The sequence below is a fragment of the Micromonospora purpureochromogenes genome (assembly GCF_900091515.1).
Classification (GTDB): Bacteria; Actinomycetota; Actinomycetes; order Mycobacteriales; family Micromonosporaceae; genus Micromonospora; species Micromonospora purpureochromogenes.
The window spans coordinates 376835-394487 of sequence record NZ_LT607410.1 but is presented as its reverse complement, the minus strand read 5'-3'; the positions used below and the strand labels follow the sequence as shown (position 1 = coordinate 394487).

Genomic DNA, 17653 nt, shown 5'->3' with positions numbered 1-17653 from the left:
GGCGTTGGCCGGGGCCGTCTACGCCCAACCCGGTGCCGGCGCCCGGTTCGACTGGGGGCTGACCGGGGCGGCCGAACTCGGCCGGGTCTGCGCCGTGCTGGTGGTGGTGGACGTGCTCTCGTTCACCACCGCCGTCGAGGTGGCGGTCGGCCGGGGCATGCGGGTGCACCCGTTCCCCTGGGGTGAGCAGGCGGCGGACTTCGCGCGGCGGGTCGGCGCGGTCGCCGCGGTCGGCCGCCGGCAGACCACCCCGGAACACCCGTGGTCGCTCTCGCCGGCGGCGTTGAGCACCGCGCCGGTCGTCACCGACCTGGTGCTGCCGTCACCGAACGGCTCCGCCATCAGCGCCGCCGCCAGCGCCACTGGCCTGCCGGTGGTCGCGGCGTGCCTGCGCAACGCCCGCGCCGTCGGGCGTTGGCTGCGCCGCCAGGGATACGGCTCGACCGACGCCCCGGTGGGCGTGGTGGCCGCCGGTGAACGCTGGCCGGACGGCTCGCTGCGCCCCTGCGTGGAGGACCAGTTGGGCGCGGCGAGTGTGCTGGACGCCCTCTCCGGCGTACCGGGTGGGCTCTCGGTGGAGGCGGCGATGGCCCTCGCCGCGCTGGCCAGCACCCCTGACGTTCCGGCGGCGGTGCGCGGCTGCGTCTCCGGCCGGGAGTTGATCGAGGGCGGCTTCGCCGGCGACGTGGAGGTCGCCGTGCGGATCGGCGTCTCCGAGGTGGTGCCGCTGCTGCGCCAGGGCGTCTTCTCCGCCGCCTGACCAGACAATGCGAAAGGGCCGCCCGGAGCACCGGGCGGCCCTTTCACGTCGGTCCCTGGGTCAGTCGTCCAGCCAGTCGAGGCGGCGGCCGCCCCGGTCCTGCTGCGGCGCCGCGTCCGGCCGCCCCCGACCCGCCTGGGCCTGGTCGCCGTAGTAGCCGCCGCCCTGCTGCTGGTCGTAGCCCCGGTCGTCGTAGCCGCCGGTGCGCTGCTGCGGCGGCTCCTGGTCGTAGCCGCCCTGCTGGCCGTAGCCACCCTGGCCGGCGCCGTAGCCGCCGGCCGGCTGCTCATAGCCGCCCTGCTGGCCGTACCCGCCCTGGCCGGCGCCGTAGCCGCCGCCCTGCTGGTCGTAGCCGCCCTGGGCAGCGCCGTAGCCGTTGTCGTAGCCCGGCTGTTGGCCGCCGGTGTCGTAGCCGCCGCCCTGCGCGCCGTAGCCGTTGCCACCGCCGTAGCCGCCGGCCGGTTCCTGGCCCCGGCCGTACGGCGCCGGGTCCGGCTGGCCGTAGCCCTGGCCCTGGTCCGGCTGGTAGGTGCTGGTCGGGTACGGGTCGGCCGCCGGGGCGTACGCGCCGGTGCTCTCCCCGGTGTACCGGCCGGTGGGCTCGTCGTAGCGCTCGCCGTAGCCGCCACCCTGGTCCTGGCCGCCGGTCGGCGCGCCGTATTCCCGGCTGCCGTAGCCGCCGCCGGAGGCGGGAGCGTTGCCGTAGCCGCCGGCCGCCGCGCCGGCCGCGCCGTAACCGGCGTCGGCGGACGGGGCGCCGCCGTAGCCGCCACCCGAGGCGGGCGCGCCGCCGTATCCCCCACCGGAGGCGGGCGCGCCGCCGTATCCCCCACCGGAGGCGGGGGCGTTGCCGTAGCCGCCCTGCTGGCCGTAGCCGCCCTGGGCGGGCTCGTCGCCGTAGCCGCTGCCGGCCCAGCCGCCCGCCGCGGCGCCCGCGGCGCCGTACGGCTGCGGCGGAGCCCCGTACGGGTCCGGCGGTACGTCGTCCACGACCGGGCGGTGCATCATCGTCGGCGCGTCGCTGAGCGCGGTGCCGCCGACCATGGTCGGGTCCGGCCCGGCCGCCCCGACCGGGTTGACCACGCGGGTGTGGTCGTCGGCCCCCCGGAACGCGCCCCGCGCGCCGGGGATGGCGCCCGCGGCGGCGCCGGCCTGGGCGTCGTCGTCCTCGTCGGCGTTCCTGCGTCGCATCCAGAGCAGCACGATCGTGCCGACGCCGGCCGCGACCAGCAGGCCGCCGAGCAGGATGATCATGAAGGAGCCGAAGCCCCCGCCGTCGTCCGACGCGGCCTGGGACTGCCCGGGAGCAGCCGCCTCGGTCTCCTCGGCGGTCTCCTCGGTCACCTCGTCGGTGGGCAGCGCCTCGGCGGTCACCGACGGCGTCGCGCTCGGGGAGACCTCGACCTTGATCGCCAGGGCGATCCGCTGGCCGGTCAGGCTCTGCCCGGCGCTCGCGTTGATCGTCTTGGTCGCGACGATGTTGTCCTTGCTCGCGCCGAGGTCGATCCGGCCGGGGGTGATCGGCTGCGAGCTGGAGCCGGTGAAGCGGTAGTTGCCGCTGCCGTCGCTGGTGGTCTGTCGCTGGTGGCCCTGCGAGTCGCGCAGCATCACCACGGCGTTGGGCACCGGATCGCCGTTGGCGGCGACCGTCACCTTGCCGGAGATCGAGTTGACGGTCTGGGTCTGCGGAGCGGTCGTCGTCGGAGCGGCCTGGGCCTTGACGGTCACGCTGAGTGGCTTGGCGTCGGAGCCCGCGGTGCCCTGGACGCGCACGGTCGCCTGCGTCCCGTTGGCCGCCGGCGCGTTCGCGGAAGCCGACAGGGTCAGCGTCACGCGTTCGGGCTTCGACCCCGGAGGATTGAACTTCACTTCTCCGCAGCCGCCGGAGCAGCTGACGCCGCTCGGCAGGCCGGTGACGCTGACAACCGCGCCGATCTCGGTCCCGTCCGGGGTGATCTCGACACTGATGCTGCTGCTGCGGCCGGCGTCGATGGTGACGGAGCCGTCCGAGGATGTGATCGTGGCCGCGAGGGCCGGTGTGGCGGGGACGGTGAGCAGGGCGCCGGCAACCAGCGCTACGACCACACCGGCCCGCTGCTTCCAGGCACGTCGGTGTGTTGACACGTCCACCGCCTTCCGGGCTGACTCCCCGGGCCGGGTGGGTCCGGGATCATCACGGTACGAATACGCCGTCGGCAACTATGCCTTGTCTGACCGGATCAGCGCGACCCAGGGCCAGCGTCGCGGCCTCCGCCATCGAGTCGTATCGTCCCGTCGTGTCCTCTCCGCACATTAAGTCCGCCGCGGTCGCGGCGGCGTTGACGGCGCTCGACGAGGGGCGTACGCCCGAACGGCCGGTGTACCGGGAGGCGGTCCGTGCCTTGTTGACCGCCCTCGCGGAGCGCGCCCCCGGCCGATCGGTGGAGGTGCGTGTCCCACCTTACGGTGCAGTTCAGTGCCTTCCGGGCCCCCGACACACCCGGGGCACCCCACCGAACGTGGTGGAGATGGATCCGGCGACCTGGCTGGCGCTGGCGACCGGACGGCTCTCGTGGGCCGAGGCCGTCACCGAGGGTCGCGTACGGGTGAGCGGGAACCGGGCGGATCTCTCCGCGCATCTACCCCTCTAGCAGCGACTCCACGATCGTCGCGATGACGCGCTGGAGCCAAATCGTGACTATCTGTATCGACTGTCATTCGCGTACACTGTCAGGCGACGACAGTGGTCCCGGCCGAGGAACGCGGATCAGCACCTCTGATTCCGCCAGGCCAGTCCAGACCAGCATGAGGGAGCGGCAGGGTGCCCCGAGGCGACGGCCGGCTGAGCCACGACCTTGATCCCCAACGACCCGGCCCGCAGGACGCCTGCGGCGTCTTCGGCGTCTGGGCCCCCGGCGAAGAGGTCGCCAACCTGACCTACTTCGGCCTCTACGCCCTCCAGCACCGGGGCCAGGAGGCCGCCGGCATCGCGGTGAGCGACGGTTCCGGCGTGGTGGTCTACAAGGATCTCGGTCTGGTGGCCCAGGTCTTCGACGAGCCGACGCTGGCGAGCCTGCGCGGCCACGTCGCGATCGGCCACGCCCGTTACTCCACCACCGGCGGCTCGACCTGGGAGAACGCCCAGCCGACCATCCGGTCCACCACCTCCGGCACGACCATCGCGCTGGCCCACAACGGCAACCTGGTCAACACCGCCGAGCTGCAGAAGGAGGTCGCCGAGCGGGGTCTGGTCGCCGACGGCGCCACCAACGACACCTCGCTGGTGACCATGCTGCTGGCCAGCCGCCCCGACCTGTCCGTGGAGGCCGCCGCGCTGGAGGTGCTGCCGCAGCTGCGGGGCGCGTTCAGCTTCGTCTTCATGGACGAGTCGACGCTCTACGCGGCCCGCGACCCGCACGGCGTACGCCCGCTGGTGCTCGGCCGGCTGGAGCGCGGCTGGGTGGTGGCCAGCGAGACGGCCGCGCTGGACATCGTCGGCGCCAGCGTGGTCCGCGAGGTCGAGCCGGGTGAGCTGCTCGCCATCGACGCCGACGGGCTGCGCTCGGCCCGGTTCGCCGCGCCGGAGCCCAAGGGCTGCCTCTTCGAGTACGTCTACATCGCCCGTCCGGACGCCACCATCGCCGGGCGCAACGTGCACTCCGCCCGGGTGCAGATCGGCCGCCAGCTCGCCAAGGAGCACCCGGTCGAGGCCGACCTGGTGATCCCGGTGCCGGAGTCCGGCACGCCGGCCGCGATCGGCTACGCCGAGGAGTCCGGCATCACCTACGGCGCCGGCCTGATGAAGAACCCGTACGTCGGGCGCACCTTCATCCAGCCGTCGCAGACCCTGCGCCAGCTCGGCATCCGGCTCAAGCTCAACCCGCTGCGGGAGAACGTGCGGGGCAAGCGCCTGGTGGTGGTCGACGACTCGATCGTGCGCGGCAACACCCAGCGGGCCATCGTGCGGATGCTGCGCGAGGCGGGCGCGCTGGAGGTGCACGTGCGGATCTCCTCCCCGCCGGTCAACTGGCCGTGTTTCTACGGCATCGACTTCGCCACCCGGGCCGAACTGCTGGCCAACGGGCTGGACAACGAGGGCATCCGCCGGTCGATCGGCGCCGACACCCTCGGGTACGTCTCGCTCCCGGGTCTCATCGCCGCGACCGAGCAGCCCAAGACCCGCCTGTGCCGCGCCTGCTTCGACGGGGAGTACCCGATCGAGCTGCCGGCCGGGAACCTGATCGGCAAGCACGTGCTCGAAGGAGTGGGGCGGCGGGTCACGAACCAGCCTTCCGACGACCTCGGGCACACCGCCCCACCGCTCGTCGCCACTCCCGGCGGCGCGACCGTCCACCCGTAGCACCACCGGCGCCGCCCGGCACCCCGAGCGGCACCGAGAACCAAAGGGGAGAACCGTGACGCACGTGTCCGAGCGCAGCGGCGCAGGAAGCAGCCCGACGGGCGCCGGCGGCGACCGCCAGCTCTGGACGGCCGGCTCCGGCCGCACGGCGCGCAAACGCTCGGTCTCGTACGCGGACGCCGGTGTGTCGATCGAGGCGGGCGACCGCGCGGTCGAGCTGCTGAAGTCCAAGGTCAAGCAGACCCGGCGGCCGGAGGTCATGGGCGACCTCGGCGGCTTCGCCGGCCTGTTCCGCCTGGACACCAAGAAGTACAAGAACCCGATCCTGGCCTCGTCCACCGACGGCGTGGGCACCAAGCTGGTGATCGCGCAGCAGATGGACATCCACGACACGGTCGGCATCGACCTGGTCGCGATGGTCGTCGACGACCTGGTGGCCTGCGGCGCCGAGCCGCTGTTCCTGCTCGACTACATCGCCACCGGCGAGGTCGTGCCGGACAAGGTCGCCGAGATCGGCGCCGGCATCGCCGACGGCTGCCGGTACGCCGGCTGCGCGCTGCTCGGTGGCGAGACCGCCGAGCACCCGGGTGTGCTCCGCCCCGACGAGTACGACATCTCCGCGACCGGCGTCGGCGTGGTGGAGGAGAGCGACATCCTCAGCCCGGAGCGGGTCGAGGTCGGCGACGTGGTGATCGCCATGCGCTCCTCGGGCCTGCACTCCAACGGCTACTCCCTGGTCCGGCACGTGCTGCTCGGCGCGGGCCGGATGCGGCTGGACGTGGTGATCGAGGACTTCGGCCGGCAGCGCACCCTCGGCGAGGAGCTGCTCACCCCGACCAAGATCTACGCGCAGGACTGCCTCAAGCTGATCGCCGAGGCCGAGGTGCGGGCGCTGGCCCACGTGACCGGTGGCGGCATCCCGGGCAACCTGGTGCGGGTCCTGCCGGAGCACGTCGACGCGGTGGTCAACCGCTCCACCTGGAAGCCGCAGCCGGTCTTCGACCTGATCCAGTCCAAGGGCCGGATCGAGGACCCGGAGATGGAGGCGACCTTCAACATGGGCGTCGGCATGTTCGCGATCGTCTCGGCCGAGGACGCCGACCGGGCGCTGGCCACCCTGACCGGCCGCGGCGTCGACGCCTGGCAGGCCGGCGAGATCATCGAGGGTTCCGGCAACGTGCAGATGATCGGGCAGCACACCCGCGGCTGATCACGCTGCGTTGATCATCCGAGTACCTGATCAGGGCTTCACCCGAGTGGCCATCGCCGCCTAGCCTGAAGGGCCTCAGGCACGGGGTAGGAGGGCCGATGGCTGCTCGGGCACAGCCCGTGACGGGGATGCGGGGCATCGCCGGGGTTCCCTCGTACGTGGTGATGCAGCCGACCACCCTGTGCAACCTGGACTGCGTCTACTGCTACCTGCCGTTCCGCGCCGTCGACCGGCGGATGCCGGTGGCGGTCGCGGAGGCGGTCGCCGCCGCCGTGGACCCGTGGGCGGCCACCGGGCGGTTCTCGGTGGTGTGGCACGGCGGGGAGCCCCTCGCGGCCGGTCGGGAGCACCTGGCCGCCCTGATGGCCCCGTTCGGGCCGCAGGTGGAGCACCACGTCCAGACCAACGCCACGCTGATCGACGACGCCTGGTGCGCGTTCTTCGTCGAACACGGCGTGCGGGTGAGCGTGAGCGTGGACGGCGCCCGGGAGCGCAACGGCGACCGGGTGACCCGGGCCGGCCAGCCGGCGTACGACCGGATCGTGCGCGGGGTGGCGGCGCTGCGCCGGCACGGCCTGCCGTTCTCGGCGCTCGCCGTGGTGAGCCGGCCCGCCCCCGGCTACGCCACCGAGCTGTACGACTACTTCCTCGACCTCGGCTGCGACGTGCTCGGCGTCAACATCGAGGAGACCGAGGGGGTCAACACCCGGGGCAACGCGCACGACGCGGCGACGGTGACCGCGTTCTGGGCGGAGCTGGTCGCGGCCTGGCGCCGGGCGCCCCGCATCCACCTGCGGGAGGTGGAGTGGTCGTTGCGCTACGCCGCGGCGGTGCTGGACGGCGCGGCGGACGATCTGCTGCCCCGGCAGCTCGACCCGATCCCCACGATCGGCCACGACGGGTCGGTGACCGTGCTCTCCCCCGAGCTGGCCGGCTTCACCCACCCCCGCTACGGCGACTTCAGCAGCGGCAACGTGCTGGCGACCCCGCTGGCCGAGATCCTGGCCGGCGCGGCGGGTACGCCGTGGGTCGGCGAGTTCCTGGCCGGGGTCGAGGCGTGCCGGTCGTCCTGCCCGTACTTCGGCTTCTGCGGTGGCGGCCACGCGGCCAACCGTTACTTCGAGCTGGGGCGTTTTGACGGTACGGAGACCGAGCACTGCCGCAACAGCAAGATCCGCCTACTGGAGGGAGTGTTGGAGCATGCCCGAGACCACCAGTGACCGGCAGCCTGAGCACGTCGGGAGAGGTGCCGTCGATCCGGTCGTGGACCGGGTCCGGCAGGCCGCCCCGGGGCTGACCGCCCTGCTCCACGAGGCCGAGGCCGCGCGTCGGTCGCGAGCGGAGGTGTCGGGTTCCGACGGCGCCAGCGCGGTCTGCGCGTGGAACCACTTCGAGAACATCCCGACGTTCTACAACTGGAACAACCGCCCGCGCTGAACACGCCGCGATCAGGGACCTGCCGGCCGACCGGAGAGCGTTCCGGCGGGGCGAGGTCCCTGATCGTCGGTCGTAGCGCCACTTCTGTCGGGCACATGCGTGAGCACGCGGGGAGTTACCGCGTGCTCAGATGCGACCGGAGGTCAGCGGGTCGGAGGAACCCAGGGATCCGGGCCGTCGTCCGCATGATCCTCATCATCGTCGTCGACATACTCTTTGTAGTCGTCGTCGAAGTTGTGCTCAGACTTACCAGCACCCGCCAGCTCGCGCTGCAAGGCGGTGAGGTCGGTGTTCGGGGAGTGGTACTTCAACTCCCGGGCCACCTTCGTCTGCTTGGCCTTAGCACGGCCGCGCCCCATGGCTCGACCCCCTCGCACAGAATGCGGGGCAGCCCGAAGGCGGGCCCCGATGACGTCAGGCATCTCTCGTGGCTCTTACGGTACATGGGGATGCCACCGTTCGGCACCTCGGGTTACCGTCAGCCGGCTCTGCGCGTCGCAGCGATCCGGCCGTCACCGAGTGTACCCGGTAAGGAGCGGATGGCGGGCCGGCCGTGACACCGGACAGATCGTGACGAACTCCCCGAATGGAGCTTACTCGGGGGTGCCCCGGGGTGCGGGGCGGGTGCCCGCACCCCGGGGGCCGCGGTCAGCGCAGGAGGATGGTGCGCAGCCGGCCCACGTCGGCCATCCGGCGCTCGGCCAGCCGGTCGGCGGCCACCGCCGGCGGCACGCCCTCGTCGTCGGCGAGCTGCAGGATCTCCCGGGTGGTGTCGTAGATCTTCGTGGCGCGCAGCTTGGCCCGCTCGAAGTTGAAGCCCTCGATCTCGTCGGCCACCTGGATCACGCCGCCGGCGTTCACCACGTAGTCGGGGGTGTAGAGGATGCCCCGGTCGGCGAGCAGCTTCTCGATGCCCGGGTGGGCGAGCTGGTTGTTGGCCGCCCCGGTGACGACCTTGGCGCGCAGCGCCGGCACGGTGTCGTCGTTGAGGGCGCCGCCCAGCGCGCAGGGGGCGTACACGTCGATGTCGGCGGCGACGAGCGCGGTGGCGTCGTCGACCAGCTCGACCTGCGGGTGGGTGGTGCGCACCCACTCCAGGGCCTTCGGGTTGACGTCGGTCGCCACGACCTCGGCGCCGTCGTCGAGCAGGTGCTTGGTGAGGTACTTGCCGACCTTGCCCAGGCCGGCCACGCCCACCCGCTTGCCGGCCAGCGTCGGCGCGCCCCAGACGTGCTCGGCGGCGGCGCGCATGCCCTGGAACACGCCCCAGGCGGTGAGGATCGAGGAGTCGCCGGCGCCGCCGTGCTCCACGCTGCGGCCGGTGACGTAGCGCGTCTCCCGGGCGATCACGTCCATGTCGGCGACGTAGGTGCCGACGTCGCAGGCGGTGTAGTAGCGGCCGGCCAGCGACTCGACGAACCGGCCGTACGCGCGCAGCAGCGCCTCGCTCTTGATCTGCTCCGGGTCGCCCCAGATGACCGCCTTGCCGCCGCCCAGGTCCAGCCCGGCGAGGGCGTTCTTGTACGCCATGCCGCGGGACAGGTCGAGCACGTCCGCGAGCGCCGCCTCCTCGCTGGCGTACGGGTAGAACCGGGTGCCGCCGAGCGCGGGGCCCAGCGCGGTCGAGTAGATGCCGATGATCGCCTTGAGGCCGGTCTGCTTGTCCTGGCAGAAGACGACCTGTTCGTGACCGGCCGATCCCGGATCGTCGGTGCTCGCGAATACGCCCATGGCTTGCTCCTGTTTCGGTGTGCGCCCTTGTGGGACGCGGACCTGGTGGACGCCGGCGGGATGCTGCCGGTGCTGCTGAGCCTAATATCGGTCCACGCCGCACCGCCGTCCACGTCATGCCTGCCGGGCGCCGACGGCGCTGGGGCCCCGTCTCGTGGGAGGATCGCGCCGTGCCGTCGCTCTTCGCTGCTTATCTGCGCGTCTACGAGCCGCTGACCGCCTTCGACCGGGACCGTCAGTCGTACTGGCGGCGCTACGTGCGGGAGGGACGGGCGGTCGCCCCGCTGGAGGGCCCGGGACGGCAGCGCACCTCGGTGATCGAGGCGCTCGGCGCGGGCTGGACCCGGCTGCCCGACCTGCCCGACGAGGCGTACGTCCTGGAGGCCGACGACACGCTGCTGGTCTGCCCCTGGAACCTGCGGATCCGGGTGGCTGAGGCGGCGCTCAGCGCGCGGGACGGGGTGCCGTCCGTACTCGCCGACGCGTTCGTCCCGCCCGTGCTGGCCGGTCAGGCCAAGGCGGTGGTCGACGACTGGCGCAGCGGGGCGCGGGTGCTCGAACACGGGGTCCCGCGGCTGCACGAGCAGATCGCCACCTGGGGCGTGCCGCTGCGGTGGTTCGTGCTCTTCGAGCCGGCGGAGCGGGACCTGGTCACCCACCCGGGGCGGCGGGCGCTGCGCTACCGCACCGAGATCTCCAAGGCCCGCCGCCGGTCGTCCCGGGCCTTGTCCGTGCTGCGCAAGTCGGTCGGGGAGGCCCCGATCACCGAGGCGGTCGAGGAGGCCGCCCGCTGGCTCGAGGAGTTCCATCCGCGCTCGGTGGTGGAGCTGGACTACGGCGGCCTGGTGCAGCTGCTCTCCGACGAGACGCTGACCGCGGACGACTCGACGGAGCTGGTCGCCGCCGGCCTGGCCGGGCTCGCCCGGGGCGAGGCGGACGAGGCCTCCGCGGCGTACGACCGGCTGGTGGCCCGCTGGCGTGCGGTGCAGCTGCTCGAGCGGTGCAACTGACCACGAATCCACCCAGCGATGCGGTCAGATGCGAGGCGATCTCGTAGTTGACGCATCACGAACCGTGATCATGAGTCCGAATAAGGTACTTTCTGCCGTGTAAAAGTCAGATAAATCGGGCATGGTTCATCCGTCCGTCTAGGGACCTTCGGCCGTTCGGCCCATGTCGGACATCGGGGACTAGCCGGACCATGGGAGACGCGTCGGCCGGCGGGACCCCGGCCGATGTCTATACACGTGGAGGAGTGACCGATGGCATCGCGAACGCACGAACCAGAGCCGCTACTCACGCCGGCCGAGGTGGCGTCGATGTTCCGTGTCGACCCGAAGACGGTGACCCGGTGGGCCAAGGCGGGAAAGCTCAGCGCGATCCGGACTCTGGGCGGCCACCGTCGGTACCGTGAGTCGGAGGTTCGGGCCCTGCTTCAGGGGCAGATCCCGCAGCAGCGTCAGGGAGACTGACCTACCGACACCGAGAAGCGTTCCGGTCTCAGGGGCGGGCGGACGTCGCGACAGCGACGATCCACCGCCCCTGAACCATGTCCGGGCCTGGCGACGCTCACTCCTGGACGGTGATCCGGATCCCGATCGTGCCCCGCTCGCCCCGGCGCAGCCGGCTGCCCAGCAGGCTGAGCCGGCCCAGCAGCCGGTACTTCCGCTTGATCAGGTCGCGGACCCGCTTGGTCTCCTCCGGGGAGCAGAGCACGGCGTGCCCGGGGACCGCCGTACCGCGCGGGCGACCCCGCACGTCGCAGGGGGCCACCGTCACCGTGCCGTCGCGCCGGATCCGTTTCACCTTGCCCGAGTCCGCCGCCGTCCAGACCGCCAGGGTGTCGCCGTCGCGCACCGCCCAGACCGGGGTCGGCACCGCGCGACCGTCCTTGCGGAACGTCGTCAGCAGGACGTACTTCTCCGCCGCCAGGCGGTCCAGGTCGGTCACGCCGCCCAGGATACGACCGCGACAGGTCCCAGCCGCACGGATAGCGTGAACCCCGTGATCGGGGAACCGAGGATCGGCGACGTGTTCGGCGAGATGCTGCGCGACGCGTACGCCGTGCACACCGGCATCGGTCCCCGGCCGCTGGTGGGCGGGCGACTGCCCCGACCGGTCATCGAGATCATCGAACGGGAAGACGGGCTGATCAACGGCGCGCCGGCCGCGCACTACCTCGACGGGCCGCAGGACTGGCAGCCGTACGACCACCGGGCCGTGGACCGGGTGCGGGGCGCGACGCTCGACATCGGCGTCGGGGGTGGGCGGATCGCGCTGCTGCTGCAGGAGCGCGGCGTACCGGTGACCGGGCTGGACACCTCGGTGGGCGCGTTGCGGGTGAGTCGGCACCGGGGGGTGCGTGACCTCGTCCTCGGCACGGTCGACGAGCACGTCGCAGACGGCCGGCGGTACGACACGTTCCTGCTGCTCGGCAACAACCTGGGGCTGATCGAGGGGCGGCACCGGGCGGCGGCGTTCCTGGCCGCGCTCGCCGCGATGGCCGCCCCCGGCGCGCAGGTCATCGCGCACGGCACCGACCCGTACGGCACGAAGGACCCGGTGCACACCGGCTACCACGAACTCAACCGGCGGCGCGGCCGGCTCGGCGGCCAGTTGCGACTGCGGCTGCGCTACCGCGAGCTGGGCACGGAATGGTTCGACTACCTCGTCTGCTCGGCCGAGGAGCTGGCCGAGCTGGTCCGGGACACCGCCTGGCGGCTGACCGACGTGGACGACCGGGACGCCCCGTACTATCTGGCCACCCTGCGGCTGGCGGGCTGAGCGCGCCGCCGGGACCCCGGACCGGGGCCCCGGCGCGGGCCTACACCTGCACGGTCGGGGGAGCTCCTCCGGCGGGAGGCCGCCGTCGCCGTCGACCACCTCGTCCGGGGTGCCGTCCTCGTCGATGTCGACCATCGTGATGTCGACCTTGCCGTCACCGTCGGTGTCGAACTGGAACAGGTCGGCCTTGCCGTCACCGTCGGTGTCCACCACCCACACGTCGGTCTTCCCGTCGTTGTTGGTGTCGGCGCGGAGCAGGTCGACGCGCTCGTCGCCGCGCATCTCCACGGTCTCCCCACCCTCGCTGGTGCCGGTGCCGTCCACGGTCTCCGGTGCCTGGCTCATGCGCTACGTCCTTCCCTTGACGTTGAGGGCCGTCTGTACCCGGTCCGGCGGTCCCCCACGCATGCCGCCCGGGGCACTGCTGCATAGGGTCGCACCCAGGAGCGGGCGGCAGGGCGCGACGGAGACCCCGGCGCGTCGCCGCGCGCAGCGAGGGAGCGTCATGAGTGGTCGTTTTGTCGTCGTCGGTGCCGGCACGATGGGGCTCGGGATCGCCTACGTCGCCGCCGGTGTGGGACACGCCGTCGAACTGGTCGAGGTGGACCGGGGCCGGTCGGAGGCGGCGGCTGCGCGCCTCGGTGAGCTGTGGGACCGGGCCGTGCAACGCGGGAAGCTGGGCGCCGACGAGGCCGCCGGGCACCGGGCCCGGGTGACCCTGCGCGCGGCGCTGGGCGAGGTCGCGCCGGAGCCGGACGTCGTCGTGGAGGCGGTGCCCGAGCGGCTCGACCTGAAGCGCGCCGTGCTGCGCGAGGCCGAGGGGCTGCGCCCGGTGCTGCTGGGCAGCAACACCTCCAGCATCCCGATCGCCGAGCTGGCCGACCCGCTGGCCCGGCCGGAACGCTTCCTCGGACTGCACTTCTTCAACCCGGTCTGGGCGATGGCCCTGCTGGAGGTCGTGGTGGGCCCGGCGACCGCCCGGGAGACCACCGAGGCGGCCGTCGCGCTCGCCGGCCGGCTCGGCAAGGACCCCGTCGTCGTACGCGACATGCCCGGCTTCGCCACCTCCCGGCTCGGGGTCACCCTCGGCCTGGAGGCGATCCGGATGGTCGCCGACCAGGTGGCCAGTCCCGGCGACATCGACAAGGCGATGGTGCTCGGCTACCGGCACCCGGTCGGCCCGCTGGAGCTCACCGACCTGGTCGGACTGGACGTCCGGCTCGACATCGCGCGCACCCTCCAGGCCGCCTACGGCGAGCGCTTCGCGCCGCCGCCGCTGCTGGTGGAGATGGTCGCCGCGGGGAAGCTCGGCAAGAAGTCCGGCCAGGGCTTCTACCGCTGGGTGGACGGCCGGAAGGCCGACGGGGAAGGGACGGGCCGATGAGCGGGCTGCGGATCGAGGAACTGCCGGACCGGCTGGTGGTGACGCTGGACCGGCCCGAGAAGCGCAACGCGATCGACGCCGACCTGATCGGCGAACTGCACGAGGTCTGCGCCGAGCTGGAGGCCCGGCCCCGGCTGCTGCTGCTCACCGGCGGCACGGAGGGCATCTTCGCCGGCGGGGCGGACATCGGCCAGCTGCGCGAGCGCGGCCGCACCGACGCCCTCGCCGCGATCAACCAGGCGGCCTTCGCCCGGATCCGGGCCCTGCCGATGCCGAGCGTGGCTGCGGTGGACGGGCCGGCGCTGGGCGGTGGCGCCGAGCTGGCGTACGCGTGCGACCTGCGGGTCTGCACGACCCGGGCGGTCTTCGGCCAGCCCGAGGTGCGGCTGGGCATCCTGGCCGGCGCCGGCGCGACCTACCGGCTGCCCGCGCTGGTCGGCGAGGCCCGGGCCAAGGAGCTGCTCTTCACCGGCCGGCGGGTGGACGCCGAGGAGGCGCTGCGGATCGGCCTGGTCAACCGGGTGGTGGCCGAACCGGCCGAGCTGCTGCCGAGCGCGCACGAGCTGATCGACGAGATGGCGAAGGGCTCGGCGCTGGCGCTGCGGCTGACCAAGCTGGCGGTGGACGCGCCGCCGGCCGCGCACCCCCACCTCGACCTGGTCAGCCAGGCGGTGCTCTTCGAGGACGAGGAGAAGCGGCGGCGGATGACCGAGTTCCTGGAGCGGCGCCGCTCCCGCTGACCGACCCCGCACGCGCGACGGCCGCACCGGATGTCCCGGTGCGGCCGTCGTCGTCGGTGCTCAGTGCCGGATCGACACGTCCGCGTCGTCCAACGCCCGGATCAGCCCGGCGGACTCGGCGAAGCCGATCACCAGCACCGCCTCCGGGGCGTAGCTCTTGATCTCCTTCGCGGTGCCGACGAAGTCGACGCCGTCGGCGCCCTCGCCGTCGGCCGGCGGCTCGTAGGTCAGCAGCTTCACCCGGTCGCTGCCGAACCCGGCCCGCTCCAGCTCGGCGCGGACGGTCTCCTGGAGACCCTCACCGTAGGAGTCCTTGCGGGCCACCACGACGATCTTGTGCGGACCGTCGCGCAGTATCACGTCGGCCAGCGCCCGGCCCTGGAGGCTGTCCGGCGGGGCGGTACGGAAGTAGAGGCCCTTGTCGTCGGCCTTGCTCAGCCCCGAGTCGGTGTTCGACGGGGAGAACAGGATCCGCCCGGCGGCGACCACGTCCGGCAGCACCGAGCTGGAGATACCGGACCCGCCCGCGCCGATGATGACCTGCACCTTGTTGCGGATGTGCGAGGCGACCGTGGCCTTGGCGACCGTCGGGCTGGTGCCGTCGTCGCCGTCGATCCAGACCATCGGCTCGCCCAGCACGCCGCCGGCCGCGTTGATCTCCTGGACCGCCAGCGCCGCGCCCGCCGCGATCGGCGGGTTGGCCAGGGCCAGGTCACCGGTCTTCGGCAGCAGGCCGCCGAGGATCAGCGGGGAGCCGTCGCTGCGGTCGTTCCTGCCGCCGCGCTGCTTCTTGGGCTTCGGCGGAGCCTTGGTGCTCGCCGCCGTCTCGAAGCCCGCGCCGACGAACTCGGTCTTCGCGTCGTTGATCTTCTGGGCGTCGAAGTGCAGCGTCGCGTAGCTGGCGGTGGCCGGCTCGCCCTCGTCCGTGAAGCCGGCCCGGGTCAGCGACGGGCCGCGGTATTCCACGTCCTGCCCGTCGCGGGCCAGGGTCAGGCAGGTCTCGGCGTCCGAGCAGCGCTGACCGTTGTTGGTCACGCCGACTATCTGCTTGGCGATGTCCGCCGGGTCGGTGCTGCCGGCGAGCTGCGCCGCCAGCGCACTGATCATGACCGCGTCGTACGCCTCGGCGGCGTAGAGGAAGTCGGTCAGCTTGGGGTCGACCGCCAGTAGCCGGTCCTTGAAGTCGTCCGTCAGCGGCGTCAGCGGGGTCGTGCCCTTCATGCCGTCGACCAGGTCGGCGCGCTCCTTCAGCTCGCCGGCGAAGGAGTTCAGCATGTTGCCGTCGGTGCCGTACAGACGCACCTGTTGGGTGGCTGTGTCTTCGGGCTTGTCGGTCGTCCCGCAGGCGCTGGTGACGAGCAGGAACGCCGCACCCGCCGCCAGGATGGCAGCGCGCGGGCCGCGTGTTACGAGCATGGTCGTCCTTACCTTTGGGGAGTTCCGCTGGGCACCATAGCGCGCCGGGGCGGCGGGTGGGAGCGTGGATGCCACCGGTAGGCGTCGGCCATCCGTCACGGATACGCTCCGTGATCAACGGGCTGTTCCGGGTCACCGCTTGACCCGCCGTCCTACTGTGCGGCAGGTGACCGAAGTGCCTGACCAGACGCTCGACGACGCGACCGCCGTGCTCCGTTCGGCGCTGGCCGGGGACGGTGACGCGGTGGTGGGAACGTTCGACGCCGTGGTCGACCGGTCCGGGCTCGCCGGGGCGTACGGGGTGGCCTGGTGCCTGGCCGCCACCATGGTCGGCGACCCGCCGCCGCCCGGCACCTGCGCGCTGGACTTTCCCGGCATCGACGAGGCCGGTTACGACACCCGCTGGGTGGCCCGCTTCGTCAGCGCGTACGCCAACCACGACGCGGACACCGGCGAGGCGCTGTTCGGGGCGGCGGCCGCCGACGGCCTGCTGCCGGACTGTCTGCTCACCCTCGCCGGCTCGACCGTGGCCACCCTGCGCAGTCGGGCCGGTTGACGGCGCGGCGCCCGGTTCGGGCGCCGCGCCGGCCGCACTCAGTACGCGTGGTACGCCACCAGCGGCTCGTACTCGTAGCGCAGCGTCTCGAAGCGGACCTGGAACCGGACCCCGTCCCGCACGTTCGTCGCCACGGTGATGAAGCCCGACTTGGACGGCAGGTACGTCCGGTAGTTGCACCTGTCCGTCTTGTCCACGAAGATCACGCACGCCTCGACGCCGAACTCGCTGGCGTTGCGGACGTTGATGTCCTTGCACCGGGTGCTGGTGCGGTACGGGCCGGCGTCACCGCCCCAGCCGCCGGTCTGGAAGTACGAGCGGACCGCGCCGCCGTAGCAGGTGGCGTACGACTCGAACAGGTTGGTCTCGGGGGCGGCCTGTGCGGGGGAGCCGAGGGCGAGCAGCGACAGCGCCGCCGTGGTTGCCGCCAGGCGGGCGACCGGGGATGCCATGCGGTTGCCTCCAGGGATGGGGGTGCACCCTGCGTTGCGGACAGGGTGCCGAGCGTGGTGATGGTACCGGTGGTTCGTCCGCAGTGGACCATCCCGTCGATGTGATAGCTCTGGTGACATGTCCGAGGCGATGCTGAGCAAGGTGCGCAAGTTGCTGGCCAAGGCCGAGGACCCGGCCTGCACGCCCGCCGAGTCGGCGGCCTTCACCGCCAAGGCCGCCGAGTTGATCGCCCGCTACGGCGTCGACCGGGCACTGCTGGCCGCCCGTGACCCGGCCACCGACCCGGTCGGCGACCGGGTGGTCGACGTCGTCGCCCCGTACGCGCGGGACAAGGCCGGCCTGCTCGCCGCCGTCGCCGACCCGCTGCGCTGCCGCTGCGTACGCCGGGCCCGGGGCGACGGCTTCGCCCTGCACCTGTTCGGCTTCGCCAGCGACCTGGAACGGGTCGACCTGCTCTTCACCTCGCTGCTGGTGCAGGCCGCACACGGGCTGTCCGGCACGGCCGTGCCGGCCGGCGAGCATCCGGCCGCCTTCCGCCGCTCCTGGCTGGCCGGTTTCGCCCGGGTGGTCGGGGAGCGGCTGCGGGCCGCCGAGGCGGGCGCGGTGGCCGAACGGGACGGCCCGTCGGTCGCGCTGGTTCTGGCCGACCGCTCGGACCGGGTGGCGCGCCGGGTGACGGAGGTCTACCCGAGGCTGCGTACCGCCCCGGTCCGCCGGCTGGCCGGCACCGGCTTCGGCGCCGGGGCCGAGGCGGGCCGCCGGGCGGACCTCGGCGGTCGCGGAGTGGTCGACGGCGCGGGCGGCCGGGGGATCGCGGGCTGAGCCGTCCCCGCCCCGGGCCTC

Annotated in this window: 19 protein-coding genes and 1 pseudogene; 13 read left to right on the top strand and 7 right to left on the bottom strand. The window is 72.9% G+C overall.

Annotated elements, in window-relative coordinates; genetic code table 11:
• Window positions 1-4 precede the first annotated feature (4 nt).
• Window positions 5-760 carry a 2-phosphosulfolactate phosphatase gene (locus tag GA0074696_RS01825; protein ID WP_172894126.1) on the top strand — a complete coding sequence of 252 codons (756 nt, stop codon included), beginning with the start codon at window positions 5-7 and terminating at the stop codon, window positions 758-760.
• Between the two features lie 60 nt (window positions 761-820).
• Here GA0074696_RS01825 and GA0074696_RS01820 read toward each other — a convergent pair whose 3' ends face one another.
• A complete protein-coding gene (locus GA0074696_RS01820; protein WP_088964304.1) occupies window positions 821-2884 on the bottom strand; it encodes a carboxypeptidase-like regulatory domain-containing protein in 2064 nt (687 codons plus the stop codon).
• Between the two features lie 152 nt (window positions 2885-3036).
• Here GA0074696_RS01820 and GA0074696_RS01815 point away from each other — a divergent pair, with 152 nt between their 5' ends.
• The 5 genes from GA0074696_RS01815 to amcA all read left to right on the top strand — a co-directional run bounded on the left by GA0074696_RS01815 (window position 3037) and on the right by amcA (window position 7746).
• Window positions 3037-3390, top strand: coding sequence for a sterol carrier family protein (locus GA0074696_RS01815; RefSeq protein ID WP_088959470.1), 354 nt, complete (start codon window positions 3037-3039; stop codon window positions 3388-3390).
• Window positions 3391-3560: 170 nt separating this feature from the next.
• The gene (purF, locus tag GA0074696_RS01810) at window positions 3561-5099 is read left to right on the top strand and encodes an amidophosphoribosyltransferase (protein WP_088959469.1); all 1539 of its coding nucleotides are present in this window, start codon (window positions 3561-3563) and stop codon (window positions 5097-5099) included.
• Window positions 5100-5154: 55 nt separating this feature from the next.
• The gene (purM, locus tag GA0074696_RS01805; protein ID WP_088959468.1) at window positions 5155-6309 is read left to right on the top strand and encodes a phosphoribosylformylglycinamidine cyclo-ligase; all 1155 of its coding nucleotides are present in this window, start codon (window positions 5155-5157) and stop codon (window positions 6307-6309) included.
• Window positions 6310-6437: 128 nt separating this feature from the next.
• Window positions 6438-7529 (top strand): cyclophane-forming radical SAM peptide maturase AmcB, encoded by a 1092-nt coding sequence (gene amcB / locus GA0074696_RS01800; RefSeq protein ID WP_331716541.1) that lies wholly within the window; start codon window positions 6438-6440, stop codon window positions 7527-7529.
• Entirely contained in the window at window positions 7510-7746 is a 237-nt protein-coding gene (amcA, locus tag GA0074696_RS01795; RefSeq protein WP_088959466.1) for a multiple cyclophane-containing RiPP AmcA, read from the top strand. Before amcB ends, amcA begins: the two co-directional genes overlap by 20 nt.
• A 143-nt stretch (window positions 7747-7889) precedes the next feature.
• Here amcA and GA0074696_RS01790 read toward each other — a convergent pair whose 3' ends face one another.
• Window positions 7890-8105, bottom strand: a complete 216-nt coding sequence (locus GA0074696_RS01790) for a DUF3073 domain-containing protein (protein ID WP_088959465.1) — start codon at window positions 8103-8105, stop codon at window positions 7890-7892.
• 289 nt (window positions 8106-8394) lie between these two features.
• Window positions 8395-9477 carry a Glu/Leu/Phe/Val family dehydrogenase gene (locus GA0074696_RS01785; protein ID WP_088959464.1) on the bottom strand — a complete coding sequence of 361 codons (1083 nt, stop codon included), beginning with the start codon at window positions 9475-9477 and terminating at the stop codon, window positions 8395-8397.
• A 170-nt stretch (window positions 9478-9647) separates the two neighbouring features.
• On the opposite strand from GA0074696_RS01785, the gene GA0074696_RS01780 reads away from it, so the two are divergent.
• Window positions 9648-10487, top strand: coding sequence for a hypothetical protein (locus GA0074696_RS01780; protein ID WP_088959463.1), 840 nt, complete (start codon window positions 9648-9650; stop codon window positions 10485-10487).
• 252 nt (window positions 10488-10739) lie between these two features.
• Window positions 10740-10949, top strand: coding sequence for a BldC family transcriptional regulator (locus GA0074696_RS01775; protein WP_007073996.1), 210 nt, complete (start codon window positions 10740-10742; stop codon window positions 10947-10949).
• 97 nt (window positions 10950-11046) lie between these two features.
• On the opposite strand, the gene GA0074696_RS01770 is transcribed toward GA0074696_RS01775, so the two are convergent.
• A complete protein-coding gene (locus GA0074696_RS01770) occupies window positions 11047-11427 on the bottom strand; it encodes a PPOX class F420-dependent oxidoreductase (protein ID WP_088964302.1) in 381 nt (126 codons plus the stop codon).
• A gap of 54 nt (window positions 11428-11481) precedes the next feature.
• Between GA0074696_RS01770 and GA0074696_RS01765 the strand changes: the two genes are divergently transcribed.
• Window positions 11482-12261: a class I SAM-dependent methyltransferase gene (locus GA0074696_RS01765; protein WP_088964303.1), complete on the top strand. Its 780-nt coding sequence runs from the start codon at window positions 11482-11484 to the stop codon at window positions 12259-12261.
• A 40-nt stretch (window positions 12262-12301) separates the two neighbouring features.
• Here GA0074696_RS01765 and GA0074696_RS32395 read toward each other — a convergent pair.
• A pseudogene (locus tag GA0074696_RS32395) lies at window positions 12302-12606 on the bottom strand (hypothetical protein).
• A 160-nt stretch (window positions 12607-12766) separates the two neighbouring features.
• Here GA0074696_RS32395 and GA0074696_RS01755 point away from each other — a divergent pair.
• Both GA0074696_RS01755 and GA0074696_RS01750 read left to right on the top strand, forming a co-directional pair.
• Window positions 12767-13645 carry a 3-hydroxyacyl-CoA dehydrogenase family protein gene (locus tag GA0074696_RS01755; RefSeq protein WP_088959462.1) on the top strand — a complete coding sequence of 293 codons (879 nt, stop codon included), beginning with the start codon at window positions 12767-12769 and terminating at the stop codon, window positions 13643-13645.
• Window positions 13642-14385 (top strand): enoyl-CoA hydratase/isomerase family protein, encoded by a 744-nt coding sequence (locus tag GA0074696_RS01750; RefSeq protein ID WP_088959461.1) that lies wholly within the window; start codon window positions 13642-13644, stop codon window positions 14383-14385. The genes GA0074696_RS01755 and GA0074696_RS01750 overlap by 4 nt, the downstream gene beginning before the upstream one ends.
• 60 nt (window positions 14386-14445) lie before the next feature.
• On the opposite strand, the gene GA0074696_RS01745 is transcribed toward GA0074696_RS01750, so the two are convergent.
• Window positions 14446-15801, bottom strand: a complete 1356-nt coding sequence (locus tag GA0074696_RS01745; RefSeq protein ID WP_088959460.1) for an ABC transporter substrate-binding protein — start codon at window positions 15799-15801, stop codon at window positions 14446-14448.
• Between the two features lie 166 nt (window positions 15802-15967).
• Here GA0074696_RS01745 and GA0074696_RS01740 point away from each other — a divergent pair, with 166 nt between their 5' ends.
• Window positions 15968-16357 (top strand): hypothetical protein, encoded by a 390-nt coding sequence (locus GA0074696_RS01740; protein WP_088964301.1) that lies wholly within the window; start codon window positions 15968-15970, stop codon window positions 16355-16357.
• A gap of 38 nt (window positions 16358-16395) precedes the next feature.
• On the opposite strand, the gene GA0074696_RS01735 is transcribed toward GA0074696_RS01740, so the two are convergent.
• Entirely contained in the window at window positions 16396-16809 is a 414-nt protein-coding gene (locus GA0074696_RS01735) for a hypothetical protein (RefSeq protein WP_088959459.1), read from the bottom strand.
• A gap of 118 nt (window positions 16810-16927) precedes the next feature.
• On the opposite strand from GA0074696_RS01735, the gene GA0074696_RS01730 reads away from it, so the two are divergent.
• Complete coding sequence (locus tag GA0074696_RS01730) at window positions 16928-17632, top strand: DUF2786 domain-containing protein (protein WP_088959458.1); 705 nt, start codon at window positions 16928-16930, stop codon at window positions 17630-17632.
• Window positions 17633-17653 lie beyond the last annotated feature (21 nt).